This is a genomic window from Rhodococcus sp. BP-332, from assembly GCF_019836065.1.
Classification (GTDB): Bacteria; Actinomycetota; Actinomycetes; order Mycobacteriales; family Mycobacteriaceae; genus Rhodococcoides.
Genome location: NZ_JABUEC010000005.1, coordinates 328,987 through 345,374, shown reverse-complemented (window position 1 = coordinate 345,374; position 16,388 = coordinate 328,987). Strand labels below are relative to the sequence as shown.

16 protein-coding genes are annotated in these 16,388 nt (G+C 68.8%); 6 read left to right on the top strand and 10 right to left on the bottom strand.

The genetic code is table 11. The features are described from left to right. Positions 1 to 32 precede the first annotated feature (32 nt). The gene (locus tag HQ314_RS19915; protein ID WP_027504203.1) at positions 33 to 2,210 is read right to left on the bottom strand and encodes a glutamine synthetase III; all 2,178 of its coding nucleotides are present in this window, start codon (positions 2,208 to 2,210) and stop codon (positions 33 to 35) included. Positions 2,211 to 2,442: 232 nt separating this feature from the next. On the opposite strand from HQ314_RS19915, the gene HQ314_RS19910 reads away from it, so the two are divergent. Next, entirely contained in the window at positions 2,443 to 3,150 is a 708-nt protein-coding gene (locus HQ314_RS19910; protein WP_222651005.1) for a response regulator transcription factor, read from the top strand. Between the two features lie 56 nt (positions 3,151 to 3,206). Continuing rightward, positions 3,207 to 4,526 carry a sensor histidine kinase KdpD gene (locus HQ314_RS19905; RefSeq protein WP_222627756.1) on the top strand — a complete coding sequence of 440 codons (1,320 nt, stop codon included), beginning with the start codon at positions 3,207 to 3,209 and terminating at the stop codon, positions 4,524 to 4,526. A 25-nt stretch (positions 4,527 to 4,551) separates the two neighbouring features. Here HQ314_RS19905 and HQ314_RS19900 read toward each other — a convergent pair whose 3' ends face one another. Beyond that, the gene (locus HQ314_RS19900) at positions 4,552 to 4,908 is read right to left on the bottom strand and encodes an FKBP-type peptidyl-prolyl cis-trans isomerase (RefSeq protein ID WP_027504206.1); all 357 of its coding nucleotides are present in this window, start codon (positions 4,906 to 4,908) and stop codon (positions 4,552 to 4,554) included. Between the two features lie 70 nt (positions 4,909 to 4,978). Then, positions 4,979 to 5,665 carry a DUF2848 domain-containing protein gene (locus tag HQ314_RS19895; protein WP_056447514.1) on the bottom strand — a complete coding sequence of 229 codons (687 nt, stop codon included), beginning with the start codon at positions 5,663 to 5,665 and terminating at the stop codon, positions 4,979 to 4,981. A 101-nt stretch (positions 5,666 to 5,766) separates the two neighbouring features. On the opposite strand from HQ314_RS19895, the gene HQ314_RS19890 reads away from it, so the two are divergent. Continuing rightward, positions 5,767 to 7,128: an MFS transporter gene (locus HQ314_RS19890; RefSeq protein WP_222651004.1), complete on the top strand. Its 1,362-nt coding sequence runs from the start codon at positions 5,767 to 5,769 to the stop codon at positions 7,126 to 7,128. On the opposite strand, the gene HQ314_RS19885 is transcribed toward HQ314_RS19890, so the two are convergent. Next, a complete protein-coding gene (locus HQ314_RS19885) occupies positions 7,125 to 7,766 on the bottom strand; it encodes a GntR family transcriptional regulator (protein ID WP_027504209.1) in 642 nt (213 codons plus the stop codon). The genes HQ314_RS19890 and HQ314_RS19885 overlap by 4 nt on opposite strands. Positions 7,767 to 7,825: 59 nt before the next feature. On the opposite strand from HQ314_RS19885, the gene HQ314_RS19880 reads away from it, so the two are divergent. Further along, positions 7,826 to 8,623 carry a carbon-nitrogen hydrolase family protein gene (locus tag HQ314_RS19880; RefSeq protein WP_222651003.1) on the top strand — a complete coding sequence of 266 codons (798 nt, stop codon included), beginning with the start codon at positions 7,826 to 7,828 and terminating at the stop codon, positions 8,621 to 8,623. Positions 8,624 to 8,659: 36 nt separating this feature from the next. Here HQ314_RS19880 and HQ314_RS19875 read toward each other — a convergent pair whose 3' ends face one another. Genes HQ314_RS19875 through HQ314_RS19865 form a run of 3 tightly spaced genes read right to left on the bottom strand, consistent with a single transcriptional unit; the run spans position 8,660 to position 11,917 of the window. After that, on the bottom strand, positions 8,660 to 9,967 hold the full coding sequence (locus HQ314_RS19875; RefSeq protein WP_037183979.1) for a citrate synthase: 1,308 nt from the start codon (positions 9,965 to 9,967) through the stop codon (positions 8,660 to 8,662). 52 nt (positions 9,968 to 10,019) lie between these two features. Beyond that, the gene (locus tag HQ314_RS19870) at positions 10,020 to 10,946 is read right to left on the bottom strand and encodes a carbohydrate kinase (protein ID WP_222651002.1); all 927 of its coding nucleotides are present in this window, start codon (positions 10,944 to 10,946) and stop codon (positions 10,020 to 10,022) included. Then, complete coding sequence (locus HQ314_RS19865; RefSeq protein WP_222651001.1) at positions 10,943 to 11,917, bottom strand: aldose 1-epimerase family protein; 975 nt, start codon at positions 11,915 to 11,917, stop codon at positions 10,943 to 10,945. The genes HQ314_RS19870 and HQ314_RS19865 overlap by 4 nt, the downstream gene beginning before the upstream one ends. A gap of 53 nt (positions 11,918 to 11,970) precedes the next feature. On the opposite strand from HQ314_RS19865, the gene HQ314_RS19860 reads away from it, so the two are divergent. Further along, entirely contained in the window at positions 11,971 to 12,717 is a 747-nt protein-coding gene (locus HQ314_RS19860) for a CPBP family intramembrane glutamic endopeptidase (protein WP_285187886.1), read from the top strand. On the opposite strand, the gene HQ314_RS19855 is transcribed toward HQ314_RS19860, so the two are convergent. Continuing rightward, on the bottom strand, positions 12,704 to 13,402 hold the full coding sequence (locus tag HQ314_RS19855; RefSeq protein ID WP_222651000.1) for a TetR/AcrR family transcriptional regulator: 699 nt from the start codon (positions 13,400 to 13,402) through the stop codon (positions 12,704 to 12,706). The genes HQ314_RS19860 and HQ314_RS19855 overlap by 14 nt on opposite strands. A 98-nt stretch (positions 13,403 to 13,500) precedes the next feature. Here HQ314_RS19855 and HQ314_RS19850 point away from each other — a divergent pair, with 98 nt between their 5' ends. Continuing rightward, complete coding sequence (locus tag HQ314_RS19850; protein WP_222650999.1) at positions 13,501 to 14,418, top strand: NAD-dependent epimerase/dehydratase family protein; 918 nt, start codon at positions 13,501 to 13,503, stop codon at positions 14,416 to 14,418. Here the strand turns inward: HQ314_RS19850 and HQ314_RS19845 are convergent. Continuing rightward, positions 14,409 to 15,671 carry an MFS transporter gene (locus HQ314_RS19845; protein WP_222650998.1) on the bottom strand — a complete coding sequence of 421 codons (1,263 nt, stop codon included), beginning with the start codon at positions 15,669 to 15,671 and terminating at the stop codon, positions 14,409 to 14,411. The genes HQ314_RS19850 and HQ314_RS19845 overlap by 10 nt on opposite strands. After that, the gene (gene pdxH / locus HQ314_RS19840; RefSeq protein ID WP_222651032.1) at positions 15,668 to 16,279 is read right to left on the bottom strand and encodes a pyridoxamine 5'-phosphate oxidase; all 612 of its coding nucleotides are present in this window, start codon (positions 16,277 to 16,279) and stop codon (positions 15,668 to 15,670) included. Before pdxH ends, HQ314_RS19845 begins: the two co-directional genes overlap by 4 nt. Positions 16,280 to 16,388: the final 109 nt, after the last annotated feature.

Below are 16,388 nucleotides of genomic sequence, written 5' to 3'. Positions count from 1 at the left end.
CTCGAGTGAATGTCACCAGCGCGCCGCGTGCATCACAGGACGAACAACATCTCCTGGTAGGTCGGCAGCGGCCACAGGTCGTCGGCGACGATGTCCTCGAGCTGATCGGCCGCCGCCCGCACCTCCGCCATGGCCGGAAGGAGTGCGTCCCTGGCGTGGGTCGCCTCGCCGAGCGCGTCGTGCCCGGTGTCGGCGTCCAGCGCGCCCTTCAGCGTCGCCAGCCCGGCCCGCAGAGCCGCGAGCGGCACGGACACGGTGTCCAGCGGTGCCCTGTCGATCTCCACGCCCACCGCCTGCAGCGCGGCCAGGTTCTGGGCGACCTCCGTCTGGTACCGCACTGCCGCCGGCAGCACGATGGTGGTGCCCATCTCGAGCGTCAACCGAGCCTCCACACCGATGGTGAGTGCGTACTGCTCGAGCCCGATCTCGTAGCGGCTGTGCATCTCTCGCGAGTTGAACACGTCGTACTTCGAGAAGAGGGCCAGCGCCTCGTCGGTGATGAGCTCCGGCAACGCGTCGAGCGTCGTGCGCAGGTTGGCGAGACCCCGCGCCTCCGCCTCGATGGGCCAGTTCTCCGAGTACCCGTCACCGTTGAAGACGACGGCGCCGTGGTCGGTGATGATCTGCGTCAACAGATTCTGGACGGCAGTGTCGAAGTCGACGCCGTCCGCGACCGCCGTCTCGAGCTCGGTGGCCATGTGGTCGAGCGACTCGGCCATGATCGTGTTGATGACGACCATCGGCTCGTTCACCGTCTGCATCGACCCCGGGGCGCGGAACTCGAATCGGTTGCCGGTGAACGCGAACGGGCTCGTACGGTTGCGGTCGCCCGGATCGGTGGGCAGCACGGGTAGCGTGTCCGCCCCGATCATCATGGTGCCCTTGCCCTTCGAGGACGTCGCCGCGCCCTTGGCGATCTGGTCGAAGACGTCGGCGAGCTGGTCACCCAGGAAGATCGAGATGATGGCCGGCGGAGCCTCGTTCGCGCCGAGTCGGTGATCGTTCGTGGCCGACGCCACCGATGCACGCAGCAGCCCGGCGTACTTGTGCACCGCGCGGATCACCGCAGCACAGAAGACGAGGAACTGTGCGTTGTCGTGCGGGGTGTCCCCCGGGACCAGGAGGCTGCCGAGCTCCGAGTTGCCCAACGAGAAGTTGACGTGCTTACCCGACCCGTTGACGCCCTCGAACGGCTTCTCGTGAAACAGGATCTCCATGCCGTGCTTCTTGGCGATGGTCTTGAACGTCGTCATGAGCAATTGCTGGTGATCCGCGGCGATGTTGCCGCGTTCGAACATCGGCGCGATCTCGAACTGTCCGGGCGCCACCTCGTTGTGCCGGGTCTTGGCCGGGATGCCGAGCTTGAACAGTTCGCGCTCGGTGTCCATCATGAAGCCCAGGACGCGTTCGGGAATCGCGCCGAAATAGTGGTCGTCGAACTCCTGACCCTTGGGCGGCTTCGCACCGAACAGGGTGCGCCCCGCGTTGAGCAGATCCGGACGCGCCAGGAAGAAGTGCCGGTCGACGAGGAAGTACTCCTGCTCCGGTCCGCAGAAGGACACGACGTGCTCGGGATCCTCGTGTCCGAAGAGCGTCAGGATGCGCTCGGCGTGCCGGCCCATCGCCTGCTGGGAGCGCAGCAGACCCGTCTTGTGGTCCAGTGCCTCACCGGTCATCGACACGAACACCGTCGGGATGCACAGCGTGTTGCCGTTCGGATTCTCGAGGACGTACGCCGGGCTGGTGACGTCCCACCCCGTGTAACCACGCGCCTCGAAGGTGTTGCGCAGACCGCCGTTCGGGAAACTCGACGCGTCGGGTTCGCCCTGGATCAGCGTCTTGCCGGCGAACTCCGCCAACGCGGAACCGTCCGACACCGGCTCGAGGAAACTGTCGTGCTTCTCCGCCGTCAGACCCGTCAGCGGGTAGAACACGTGCGCGTAGTGCGTCGCACCCTTCTCGATGGCCCAGTCCTTCATCGCGGACGCCACCGCGTCGGCCACCATCGGATCGAGCGGCGCACCGTGCTCGATCGTCTTCATCACCGACTTGTAGACCGACTTCGGCAGGCGCTTCTGCATCACCACGCGGTTGAACACGTTCTCGCCGAAGACCTGACCCGGGGTCTCCGTGTCGGTGTAGCTGACGGCGGGAGGCTGGTACGCCTCGACCGCTCGCAGAGCCTGGAGACGGACCGTGTTCGCGCTCATCGTGATACCCCTTGCATGCTCGACCCCGACCGCGCTGGATGCACCGACGGCTTCGAGAGACGATAGAGACGCTCTGTTCCGGGAAGATTGCGCAGACGTGACCACCGCGATCGTTCCCGGCGTGGCCGGTTGTGTGCACTGATCCGCGGTGAGCGCGGATCACTGCACACAGGTCGACTCCCGCGGCGCGGGGCGCATCCGCACACCACGGTCGTTCCGGCACAATCGACGGATGACCGCTCCGGACCAGCCCACCGTCCTCGTGGTGGACGACGACGTCGACGTGCTGGCCTCGATCGAGCGCGGACTGCGGCTGTCCGGGTTCACCGTGCTCACCGCTCGCGACGGCGCCGCCGCTCTCGACCTCGTCGGTGCGCAGGATCCGGACGTCGTGGTGCTGGACATGAACATGCCCGTCCTCGACGGCAATGGCGTGGTCACCGCATTGCGCGCCCGCGGCAACGACGTCCCGGTGTGCGTCCTGAGCGCGCGCAGTTCCGTCGACGACCGCATCGCGGGCCTCGAGTCCGGCGCCGACGACTACCTGACCAAGCCGTTCGTCCTCGCCGAACTGGTGGCACGCATCAACGCGATGCTGCGCCGCCGCGGCACCATCGGTACCAGCGTCCCGGCCACTGCCGCCGTGGTGGTCGGGCCGCTGAGCCTCGACGAGCCGGGCCACCGCGCCACCATCGACGGGCGGCCCCTCGACCTCACGAAGCGCGAGTTCGAACTCCTCGCCGTCCTCGCGCACAACGCCGGAGTGGTGCTCAGCCGGGAGCGGCTCCTGGAACTGGTGTGGGGGTACGACTTCGTGGCCGACACCAACGTCGTCGACGTCTTCGTCGGGTACCTGCGCCGGAAGATGGAGAGCGGTGGGGTGCCACGGATCCTGCACACCGTCCGCGGCGTCGGCTTCGTCCTGCGCACGGGTTCATGACGACCGGCCCCCGGCCTTCCCGGCGCATGACGACCGGCCTCCGGCCTTCCCGGCGCATGACGACCGGCCTCCGGCCTTCCCGGGTCTTCTCGCTGCGCGCCCGCGTGGCCGCCGCCACCGCCCTGGGCGCCCTCATCATCGTCTCGCTCGTCGGTTGGTACGTCGCAGCGGCCATCTCCCGCAACAACATCCTGCAGCTCGACCGTCGGCTCGAGACCGCATCGGAGGTGGTGGTGCCGCGTGCGCAGACGTTCGAGATGTTCCTCGGGAGCCTGAGCAGGTCCGAGGCCTTCGCCATCACGATCAGGCAGACCGATCAGGTGCGGGCCAGTACTCAGCCGCAGCTCCCCGCGATGCCGCTCGGTTCGGCGACCGCCGACGTCGACGGCACCCCGTTCCGCGTCTACACCGCCGCGGTGCCGGACCGGACGGACGTCACCGTGTCCATCGCGGTGCCGTTGTCGGAGGCGCAGGACATCACCGACGACCAGCAGCGGCAGGTGCTGCAGGCCGGCGCTCTGGCGGTCGGCGCGTCGACGGCACTCGGCTGGATCCTCGGCGGACGGGCAGTTCGCCCGTTGATGAGGCTCACGCACGACGTCGCGAAGGACCCGCCGACACCACCCCGCAAGTCGACGGGTGTGCGGGAGGCGGACGCCCTCGCGGCCGCCGTCGGCGACATGCTGCAGCGAGTGTCGGACGCCCAGGCGCGCACCGAGAGCGCCCTCGAGACGGCCCGCGACTTCGCCGCCGTGTCGGCGCACGAGCTGCGGACGCCGCTGACCGCCATGCGTACCGACATCGAGGTGCTGCGCACGCTCGATCTCTCGGCCGAGCAGCGGCAGGAGATCCTCGACGACCTGCAGCGCACGCAGGGCCGGGTGGAATCGACTCTCGCCGCGCTGGAACGGCTGGCCACCGGAGAGCTGACCACCGACGCGGACCGGGTGAGCGTGGACGTCGTGGAGGTCGCCGACCTCGTCGCACGGGACGCCGCGCGGACGTTGCCGGAGACGCGGGTGCGGGTGGAGGCCGACGGGCCGGTGTCCGCCCTGGGTCATCCCACGGGACTACGGTTGGCGCTCGACAACGCCGTGCTCAATGCCGTGCGTCACGGCGGCGCGACGACCGTGGTGATCAGCGTGGCGCGCACGGCGGAGGGCGCGCGAATCAGCGTGGACGACAACGGGTCCGGCGTCCCGGAGGACGAGCGGGAACGTGTCTTCGGACGCTTCGAGCGCGGATCACGAGCCGCGGCGGGTGGATCCGGACTCGGGCTCGCACTGGTCGCCCAGCAGGCTCACCTGCACGGTGGAACGGTGCATCTGGAGGCGAGCCCGCTGGGCGGTGCGAGGTTGGTGCTCGACGTGGCGTGAGCCCGTCGAATCTGCGGAGCAGAGGTCAGGCGTTCAGCAGATCGATGACGAAGACGAGGGTCTTGCCCGACAGCCGATGTCCGGCACCTGCGGGGCCGTAGGCGAGCTCCGGCGGGATGGTGAGCTGACGGCGTCCGCCGACCTTCATGCCGGGAATGCCGTCCTGCCAGCCCTGGATGAGGCCGCGCAGCGGGAAGGTGATGGACTCGCCGCGGTTCCAGGACGAGTCGAACTCCTCGCCGCTCTCGAACTCGACGCCCACGTAGTGGACCTCGACGGTGCCGCCGGGAACGGCTTCCGCGCCGTCACCGACCGTGATGTCCTGGACCACGAGGTCGGTAGGAGGGGGGCCGGCCTGGAACTCGATCTCGGGCTTGGTCACGATGAACTCCTGTAGTCGACTGATACCGAACGACGATGTCCTGTACCGATCGACTGTAACGTGACTGCGCTCAGCCTATCGGGGACGGCATGGCGACGGTGCGGTAAGCGCAGGTCAGAGTTCGATCGGTCGCCGGGTCGCGCAGCTCGACCTTCCATGCGCTCGCGAACTGGTCCACCCCCGGAACCATCGACACCGTGCCGGACATCAGCACCGTGCCCGCCCGGAAGAGCCCCCGCTCGGTGAGGACGTCGAGCCAGTGATCGGGCGAGAGCAGATCGCCCAGAGTGCCGTCCTGGATCAAGGTCTCGTCGTCTCCGACCCGGGCGCGCAGCGTGATGTCGTCGAGGCGGTCGGCCACCTCCGCGAGCCGCCAGGCCCCGGTGCCGAGCACGTCGGGTGAGGCGTTCTTGCTCCACGCGACGCTGTGCACCTCGAGATCGCGATCGGTGTGGTCGCACGCGACGGTCAGCAGCACGTCGTCGCGGGTGGGACCCGTGATCACCAGTGCCCACTCCGCCTCGCCCGAGGTGTGTCCGTGCTGGACGTGCACCTCGGAGGTCTGCTGTGCCAGGTAGGGCGAAATGGGGTACATCGCCGGAATGGTGGTCGGTGCGGGAACGCCGAGCTCGGCCAGTTCGGCGATGTGGGACGCGACCTCGGCCTGGTCACGGCCCGCGTACCCGGCGTTCAGGAGGGTGGTCACGGTGACCGACTCGGTGGAACCGTCGGGAAGTTCGAAGGTCAGTGTCGTCATCATTTCTCCTGTTACTTCTCTGTTTCGGGAGCGCACGAGGGGTTGCGCATACGTCTTGTATACAGCAAGTATATGAACCACGACACCCGAAAGGACATCCCATGGACGGCACGACACCCGACGGCCGAGGGGCGGTGCGTCCCGACCAGACTGCGCTGACCAAGGCTTTCGCTGCCAGCCTGACCGGTACGGCACTGGAGTGGTACGACTTCGCGGTCTACTCCGCGTCGGCCGCACTGATCTTCCCCATCATCTTCTTCCCGGAGAGCGACCCGTTGACGGGAACGCTGCTCGCGTTCTCGACCTACGCCGTGGGGTACGTCGCGCGACCCATCGGCGGATTCGTCTTCGGCCGCCTCGGCGACGTCATCGGACGCAAACAGCTGCTCGTCATCACGTTGTTGCTCATCGGCGTCACGACGTTCCTCATCGGACTGCTGCCGGGCTACGCGACCATCGGCGTCGCGGCGCCGATCATCCTGGTGGCGTTGCGGTTCGCGCAGGGCGTCGCCGTCGGCGGCGAGTGGGGCGGTGCCGTCCTGCTCTCGAGTGAGTACGGCAATCCGCGCAAGCGTGGATTCTGGTCGTCCGCGGCGCAGATCGGCCCGCCCGCCGGCAACCTGATGGCCAACGGCGCTCTCGCGGCCCTGACCTTCGCCCTCACCGAGGAGCAGTTCGAGTCGTGGGGCTGGCGCGTGGCATTCCTGCTGTCGGCCGTTCTGGTCGGCTTCGGACTGTGGATCCGCCTGAAGCTCGAGGACACCCCGGTGTTCAAGGCGCTGCAGGAGAGCGGCGACCGACCCGCGGCACCGATCACCGAGGTGTTCCGCGAGCAGCGCCGCCCCCTGGTCGCCGCGATCCTCTCGCGCATCGCGCCCGACGTCATCTACGCCCTCTTCACCGTCTTCTCCATCACCTACGGCGTGCAGAAGCTCGGCTTCGTGCGCAGCGAGGTGCTCACAGCCATCCTCATCGGCTCGGCGTTCCAGCTGGCCACCATCCCGCTGGCGGGCGCCCTGTCCGACATCGTGAACCGGCGACTGCTCTACGCCGTCGCGGCCGTGGGCGGCGTCGCGTGGGTGGCCGTCTTCTTCCTCCTCATCGGCGGCAGCTCGTTCGGCATGCTCGTCCTGGGTGTCGTGGTCGGACTGACGTTCCACTCGTTCATGTACGGGCCGCAGGCCGCGTTCGTGACGGAGCAGTTCTCCCTGCGCCTGCGCTCCACCGGCGCGTCGCTGGCGTATACGATCGCCGGCGTCTTCGGCGGCGCGATCGCTCCCCTGATGTTCACGTTCCTGCTCGACCGCACCGACAGCTGGGTGCCCGTCTTCGTCTACATCACGGCGATGGGTGTGCTCACCGTCCTCGGCCTGGCACTCGGCCGTGGTCCCGATCCCGCGGAGGAGGAGAGCTACGTCGCGCAGAACCTCGGCGCCGAGCAGCTCTCGGCACGGGAGAGCTAGCCGCGCAGCAGGATTCGCATGGTGACGTCCAGGTGTGCATCGATCTGCGCGGACGCCGCGGCCAGATCCCCCGAGGCCAACGCGTCGACGATCGCGCGATGCTCGGTGCACACCTGGCGCTTGCGGTCGGGAGCGCCGAACAGCGCTGACAATCCGGCACGCAACTGCCGCGCCCGCAGCCCGGCGTACGTCCGGGACAGCAACTCGCTGCCTGCGGAGTCGATCAGTTCCTGGTGGAACGTCCCGTCGAGGTCGATGAAGGTTCGAGCGTGATCCTCGGCGGCACCGGCAGCCAGGGCCTCCTGCGACTCCAGAGTGGCCGTCATCGCCGCGATGGGTACGTTCCCAGCGTCGATCGCCTTCTCCGCGGCGTGCCGTTCGAGCACGCCGCGCAGGTCCATCAGTTCACCGATCTGGCGCCCGGACATCGGCGGCACGTACGCGCCCCGGCCTCGCACCATCTCGATGAGACCCTCGGACACCAACAGCAGCAACGCTTCTCGGACCGGGGTGCGCGACACCCCGATCTGCGACGCCAGCTCGCCCTCGTTCAGGAACGTGCCCGTGAACGCCGGTTCGGACAGCACGCGGTCGCGGAGATAGACATAGGCGCGCTCGCGACCGGACTGTTCTTGCATACTGTGTGTATACCAGTCACGACCCTCGACACCCCGCACGCCGACGTCAGGAGCACCGCATGAGAATCAGCCTCGCCCAGATCACCGCGTCCCGCGATCCGAACGAGAACCTCGACCTGGTGCGCTCGTCCGTCCGTGACACCGTGCACGCGGGCGCCCGGCTGTGCGTCCTTCCCGAGGCCACGATGCGCCGATTCGGCGGATCGATCGCCGACGTCGCCGAGCCGCTCGACGGCCCCTGGGCCACCGCGGTGCGCGAGATCGCCGACGACGCGGGCATCACCGTCGCGGCCGGCATGTTCACCCCGGCCGTCGGCGGTGACGAGCGGGTGCGCAACACCCTGCTGATCACCGGCGGGGGCGTCGAGGCGTCGTACGACAAGATCCACCTGTTCGACGCGTTCGGTTTCGCCGAGTCCGACACCGTCGCACCGGGAACCGAGCCGGTGGTCGTCGACATCGACGGCGTGGGTGTCGGCTTCGCGACGTGCTACGACATTCGCTTCCCCGGCCTCTTCCAGACCCTCGCGGACCGCGGCGCCCTGCTCACCGTCGTCGCCGCGTCGTGGGGCCGCGGCCCCGGCAAGGTGGATCAGTGGACACTGCTCGCCCGCGCCCGCGCACTGGACTCGACGACGTTCCTCGCGGCCTGCGGGCAGGCGGACCCCGCCGAGTCGGGTATCGAGATCTCCGGCTCGGCACCCGTGGGCGTCGGCAACTCGATGGTGGTGTCCCCCACCGGCCACGTGCTCGACCAGCTCGGCGCGGCGCCCGGTCTGCTCACGCTCGACATCGACCCGAACGAGATCGACGCGGTGCGCCAGAACTTGCCGGTGTTGGCCAACCGGAAGTTCTGACGCACCGCGTCGGGGGTGTCGCGAGGGGCGGGCCGATCAGCGGCCGTCGATGCCCTCGTAGCCGCGCTCGGTGTAGCCCGTGTAGATCTGACGGGGGCGGCCGATCTTGGCGTTCGGGTCCTGGTGCATCTCCTGCCAGTGCGCGATCCACCCGGGCAGGCGGCCGAGCGCGAACAGCACCGTGAACATGCGCTCGGGGAAGCCCATGGCGCGGTAGATGAGACCCGTGTAGAAGTCGACGTTCGGGTACAGCTTGCGCTCGACGAAGTAGTCGTCGGACAGGGCGACCTCTTCGAGTTTCATCGCGATGTCGAGCAGCTCGTCGTTGGTGCCGAGCTTCTCGAGGATCGAGTGCGCCGTCTTGCGCACGATGGCCGCGCGCGGGTCGTAGTTCTTGTAGACACGGTGTCCGAAGCCCATGAGCTTGACACCGTCCTCCTTGTTCTTGACCCGCTTCAGGAAGTCGGCGCTGTCGCCGCCCTCACTCTGGATGCGGTAGAGCATCTCGAGGACGGCCTGGTTGGCGCCGCCGTGCAGCGGACCCCACAGTGCGTTGATGCCGCCGGAGATGGACGTGAAGAGGTTGGCGTCGGACGAGCCGACCAGGCGCACCGTCGACGTCGAGCAGTTCTGCTCGTGATCGGCGTGCAGGATGAGCAGCATGTCGAGCGCCTTGACCATCTCGGGATCGGCCTCGTAGGGCTCGGCCGGGAAACCGAAGGTCATGCGCAGGAAGTTCTCGACGTAGCTCTTCGAGTTGTCCGGGTACAGGAACGGCTGGCCCACCGACTTCTTGTACGCGTACGCGGCGATGGTCGGCAGCTTGGCCAGCAGACGGATCGTCGAGAGCTCGACCTGCTCGGGATCGTTCGGGTCGAGCGAGTCCTGGTAGTACGCGGACAGCGCGTTGACCGCGGACGAGACGACGGGCATCGGGTGCGCGTTGCGCGGGAAGCCGTCGAAGAAGCGCTTGAGGTCCTCGTGCAGCAGGGTGTGCCGACGGATGCGGTCGGTGAAGTTCTCCAACTCGACGGTGGTGGGCAGCTCCCCGTAGATCAGCAGGTAGCTGACCTCGAGGAACGACGACTTCTCGGCGAGCTGGTCGATCGGGTATCCGCGGTAGCGCAGGATGCCCTCGGCACCGTCGATGTACGTGATGGCGGACTTGGTGGAGGCCGTGTTGACGAACCCACCGTCCAGCGTCGTGTACCCGGTGTTCGCGAGCAGTTTGCCCAGCTCGATACCGTCGTTGCCTTCGGTCGCTCTCGCAATGGTCATCTCGTGTTCGCCGCCGGGATAGATCAGCTTGGCGGTGGCGGCGTTGTCGGCATTCTCAGCGGGCACGAAGGGTCCCTCTCGAGCTCGGTGTAACGGAACTTGTGGTGTCTCGATAAAACTAGTCGTCGCCGACCTCGTCCGCCCAGGGAGGGTCCGCCCCCGGTCGTGACACGGTGATGGCGGCTGCCTTCGCGGCGAACGTGAGAGCCGCCGTCCAGGCCTGTGAATCGAGTCGCAGAAGGTCCGCCGACGAGCGCACGCCGTGCTCCGTCAGGTGGTGGAGCATCGCCCCGTGGACGGTGTCGCCCGCACCGATGGTGTCCGCGACCTGCACCGACACACCGGGGACGACTGTCTCGCCGGCCGCGGTGACCACCGACAGTCCGTCCCCGCCGCGCGTGACGACGACGGCCGTCACGCCCGCGTCCAACCAGTCTCGGACGGTGGTGCCCTGCGGCCCCTCCCCCAGCCATCCCGCGTCCTCGACCGACACCTTGAGGATGTCGATCGACGGAAGCCAGGTACGGAACCGGGCGCGGTAACCGTCGCCGTCCGTCATCGCGGCCGGGCGGATGTTCGGATCGAGCATCGTCAGGACCCCGGCGTCGTGCACCCTCGCGAGCAGCGCCGCGTACACGCTCGCGCCCGGCTCGTAGAGCAGCGACAGCGTGCCGAACGACGCCGCGGTCACCGACTCGGGGATGGTCGCGGGCGCCTCGACGAGTCGGTCCGCAGTGCCGTCTGCATAGAACGAGTACTCGGCGGCGCCGTGCGCGTCGAGCACGGTCAGGGCGAGCGTGGTCAGCTCCGGCCCACGCTGGAGCAGGTCGAGTCCCACCTTCGATGCCTCCAGCCACGCCACCAGGTCGCGGCCGAACGGGTCGCGGGAAATCCGGGAGAGGAACTGCACGTCCGCGCCCAGCCGACCGAGCGCCACTGCGACGTTGAACGGGCCGCCGCCCAGCTTGGGTGTCAACGCGGGACCACCGCCCTGGCGATCCGGCACCAGATCGACCAGCGCCTCGCCGCACACGAGGATCGTCACGAGGCGCTCCCGTCGTCCGCCCGGATGCCCCAGCTCCCGGTCCAGGTCTCCCCCGGCTCCAGCACGATCAGCCCCACCCCTGAGTTCAGCGCGTCCGGTGGGCACGTCATCGGTTCGATCGCCAGGGCTCGGCCGCGGTCCGGGTAGGCCTGATCGTGCGCCGGATCCGCCGTGAACACCTGCACCCACGGGAAGTTCGCGTCGGTCCACAGAACGGTGGCCGCGCTGTCCGGCGGCGTCAGGTACTGCCGTGCGATGCCGTCCGCGTCCGGGACGAGGGCACTGAACGGGGTGTCGAGCCAGACTCCGGCGAGGCTCCGCGCAGCAGCGAAGTCGAGGTCCGTGTCCTGCACGGGCACGGGGCCGCCGCTGGGCAGGTTGCGCTCGCCGTCGAGCGGGAGACGCACACCCGCCGAGAGTCGGAGCGTGCACTCGTCCAGGGGCGCATCGCCTGCGCGGACGAACGAGTGGACGCCCATGCCGAACGGCGCGGTGCGGTCGCCGATGTTCGTGGCCGTGTGGGTGACGGTCAATCCGTCGTCGCCGAGGCTGTGCCGAGCTGTCAGCCGCAGCGCGAACGGCCATCCCGGTTCGCCACCGATGTCGATGGTGTGGGTGATCGACGAGTCGGACCGCTCCGCGACGTCCCATTCCCGTCGGCGGACGAGTCCGTGACTCGCGTTGTTCCGTGCCGGTTCGGTGATCTCGAGCTGATGTGTCTCACCGTCGAACGTGAACCGGCCGTCGCGCGTGCGGTTGGGCCACGGCGCCAACACCAGCCCCGCCGACAACGGGGGCTTGACGGCGACCCGATCCCGACCGGCCTCCGGCCTGCCCGCGTCCCACGTCTCGGTGAGCCGCCGGCCGGCATGCTCGAGGGCTCGCAGTCCCGCACCGGTGGCGGCGACGTCGGCTCTGTACGCACCGTGGCGCAGCGAATGGGACAGGGCGGATGGCGCGTCGTCGACCATGGCAGCACGCTACCGCCCTGATGTGACGCGCCGTTCTCTGTACGGTGGATCGAGTGTCCACAGTCGTCGTCGCCACCGAACCGGTGACATCCCGCCGTTGGTTCGACAGGACCCTCGTCGACATCGTCGTGGTCGTCGCCGCCCTTGTGGTCTTCAACCTGACCGCACACTTCGCGCCCACTCCCATCGCGGTCGCCGCGGTGCCGGTCGGCGCCCTGATCCTGCTCGCCTTCGCTCGTGCGCGCGGCGTCCAGTGGAGCGACCTCGGGCTGAGCAACATCGGGCGCGGAGCCCGTCACGGCGCCGCTGCGGCCGGACTCACGCTGGTGGTGGTGGCCATCGCCGCCTCGATCCCCCTCACCCAGAGCGCCTTCCTCAACGAGCGGTACGGCGTCAACGTCGGCGCCACGCTGTTCGCGGCCCTCGTCATCATCCCGCTCCAGACCGTCATTCCCGAGGAACTCGCGTTCCGCGGCGTCCTGCACGCGAAGTTGTCGCGGCGCTTCGGCATTCGCGCGGTCGCCGTCATCGGCTCGCTGCTCTTCGGCCTATGGCACGTGGCGTCGTCACTCGGCCTGACAGTGGGCAACGACGGGTTCTCCGCCGTGCTGGGAACCGGACTGTTCGGCCAGATCATCGGGGTGTGCGGCGCGGTCGCCGGGACCACGGTCGCCGGCTTCGTCTTCACCTGGCTGCGCCATCGCGGCGGGAGCATCCTCGCTCCCATCGGTCTGCACTGGGCACTCAACGGCGCCGGCGCGTTGGCCGCACTCGCGGTGTGGCACGTCACCTTCCACTGAGGTCGAGCGACGCCGCCAGATCCCGCACGATGTCGGCGTAGAACGCGCCGGTGTCCTCGGTGACGCCGACCAGATGGCCGAAACGCTCGAACGACACCGCGCCGAAGACCGTGATCCACGCCGACAACGTGCGGGCCACCAGGTCGGTCGTCATCACGCCGCCGACGTCCTCACCGGTGGCCTGGCGATAGTGCTCCACGACGAAGTCGCGCGCCGGTGAATAGATGTCGTGCTCGATACGGACCGGCGGTGAGGACCGATGCGCGTCGACGACGATGCTCACCACCACGAGAGTCGGGCGCGTGGCCGGACCGACGGTCGTCTGCGGCGCTCGATAGCCGGGCACGGGCGAGCCGTACAGCAGCGCGTACTCGTGCGGGTGCGCCGCGGCCCACGATCGCAGTGCGTCACACACCGCGACCCAGCGGTCGACGGGCTTCCCACTCTGCGGATCCGCATCCTCGAGGGCCGCACCCAGCTCGTCGTAGCACTGCACGATCAGTGCCGTGAGCAGCTCGTCCCGACTCGCAACGTAGCGATAGACGGCCGAGGACACCATGCCGATCTCCCGCGCCACGGCGCGCAGGGACAGCGCCGCGGGTCCGATGTCGGCGAGCTGGGTCCGAGCTGCGCCGAGGATCGCGGCCATCGTCTCCGTGCGGGCGGTCTCCCGAGGCGTGGGCATGCCTTCACAGTAACCGAGAGCACCGCTCTTGACTTTCGAGAGCGGTGCTCTCATAGTTGTGGCGAGAGCGGTGCTCTCCACTACGGAAGGTGTTTCCCATGTCCGATCGTCACGTCGTCGTCGGGGCCGGCCCCGTCGGTACCCACGTCGCCCGCCTGCTCGCCGACCGCGGCTCCGAGGTCGTTCTCGTCTCCCGTCGCGGCACCACGGCCCCCGGCGTCACCTCCGCCACGCTCGACGCCTCCGACGCCGACGCTCTCAGCGCCCTCACGGACGGTGCCGTCGCGCTGTACAACTGCGCCAACCCGAGCGACTACACGCAGTGGCATCAGGTGTGGCCGCCTCTGGCGCGGTCGCTGCGCACCGCTGCCGAACGGACAGGCGCCGTCCTGGCTGTCACGGGCACCCTCTACCCGTACGGGCCCGTCGCCGGCGGTGTCATGCGCGAGGGAATGCCCGACGCGGCCACCGACCACAAGGGTGTGCTGCGGGCCCAGATGTGGGCGGAGCTCGCCGACGCTCACCGCGCCGGTTCTCTGCGCGCCGTCGAGGTACGCGGATCCGACTACGTGGGAACGGGAGTGGGCGCGAACGGCCACGTCACGCGCCTCCTCCCCGCTGCGCTCGACGGCAAGGCAGTGTGGGCGATCGATGCGGCCGACGTGCCGCACTCGTTCACCGACGTCCTCGACGAGGCGCGGGCACTGATCGCCGCCGTCGACACTCCCGAATCATGGGGTCAGGTGTGGCATGCGCCGACCAATCCCGCGGTGACACTGCGGCAGGCGATCACCGACACACTCGCGGCCGTGGGCAGACCCCCGGTGCCCGTACGCGTCGTACCCCGAGTGATCACGCGGGCGGCGGGTCTCGCCGTACCGATGCTGCGGGAGCTGAACCAGCTGTCCTACCAGCGCACCGCGCCCTACGTCCTCGACTCGACGCGGTCACAGCAGATGCTGGGCATCGAGCCCACTCCCTGGGCGGAGGTGTGCCGCCGCACCGCTCAGGTGTGAGCCGTGACGCGGTACTTGACGAAGGCCGGGATGGCGAGGGCCGCGATCATCACGCCGACGATGACCAGCACCCCGCCGCCCGCCGCCGCGGCCGCGGTACCCACCATGAAGGCGGCCGCGCCGTGCAGGACGTCGCCCACCCGCGGGCCGCCCGCGACCACCACGATGAAGACTCCCTGCAACCTGCCACGCATGTCGTCGGTGGCCACGGACTGCAGCATCGAACTCCGGAACGCGGCGGAGATCATGTCGGCGCCGCCGCCGATCGCCAGGAAGCCCAGCGCCAGGTACAGCGCCCACCCTCGCTGACCGACGGTCGCGAGCGCCACGGAGACGCCGAACCCGATCATCGCGCCGCCCCACACCACGATGCACGCGATCACCGCGACACCCTGACGCTGCACGCGCGGTAACCACCCCGAGAAGATTCCGCCCAGCACCGCGCCCGCCGACAGCGACGCGAACAGCAGTCCGAGGACGAGTCCACCCTCGGCCGGGTCACCGAACGTCTCGGTGGCCACCTCGGGGAACAGTGCGCGCGGCATCCCGAACACCATCGCGATGATGTCCACGACGAACGAGGCGAGCAGCACCTTCTGCGTCGCCAGGTAGGCGAACCCCTGGAACACCTCGCGCAGACCCGCGCGTCGGGACTCCCCCGTCGGCGGAATCTTCGGCAGTCGCGCGACTGCCCACAGGGTCACCGACAGCGCAATGGTGTCGAGCAGGTACAGCGTCGGCAGCCCGAACGCCGGAATCAACGCACCGGCCAGCATCGGGCCCGCGATGGCACCGAAGTTGAACACCGTCATGTTGAGTGAGTTGGCAGCGGGCAACTGCCGCAACGGAATCAGGCGCGGAATGATGGCGCTGCGCGTCGGCTGATTCACCGCGAAGAAGCCCTGCTGCACGGCGAGCAGCACCAACACGATCCACACGTTGTCCAGTCCCAGGTGCGCCTGCAGCCACAGCATGAACGACGTCGCGCCGATCCCCACCGTGGTGATCATCAGCAGGGTGCGCCGGTCCATCACGTCGGCCAACGCCCCGCCCCACAGCCCGAACACGACGAGAGGAATCAACGCGAACGCACCCGCGAGCCCCACGTACGCCGAGCTCGACGTGATCTGGAAGATCTGTTGCGGCACAGCGACGACCGAGAGCTGGGCGCCGATGACCGTGACGACGCCCGAGGCCCACAGGCGTCGATAATCGGGATTCTGGAGAGGAGTGGTGTCGGCGAGAAGTCTCACGGTTGCAGACGCTCGACGCCGGACGCCGTGACCACCAGCCTGTTGTGCAGACGGTTGTTCCGGCCCTGCCAGAACTCCACGGACTCGGGCGCGATGCGGAGGCCGCCCCAGTTCGGAGGCACCGGCACATCCTGGTTCTCGAACCTGTCGGTCACGTCGGCGAGGTGCCGTTCCAGGTCCTGACGCGATCCGATGGGGCTCGACTGCTGCGACGCCCACGCACCGAGCTGCGACCCCCGCGGCCGGGTGGACCAGTAGGCAGCCGTCTCGTCGGCGCTCACCCGCGTGACCGGTCCGCGCACCGTGAGCTGGCGCTGGATGCCGATCCACGGGAACGTCGCCGATGCGAAGGGCGTCGACTCGAGATGGCGGGCCTTCGCGGATCCGTAGTTCGTGTAGAAGACGACACCCGACTCCGACAACTCCTTGCACAGCACCGTGCGGGTCGCCGGTCGGCCGTCCGCGTCCACCGTCGCGAGTGTGATGGCATTCGGTTCCGGCAGACGCGCGTCGATCGCCTGCTGCAACCACACACGGGCGAGCCCGAGCCAGCCGTCGGCGAGGTCGCTCTCCTCGAGATCGTCGTCCCCGCCATACGCCACCCGCATATCCGCCAGGTCGATGTTCTCGCTCACCGCGCAGACGCTACTCCCGGAGTACGGTGCGGCCCGCGCTACCCACTAGGGTGCGGTGAGGTGCAGGTCCACGCACGAAAGC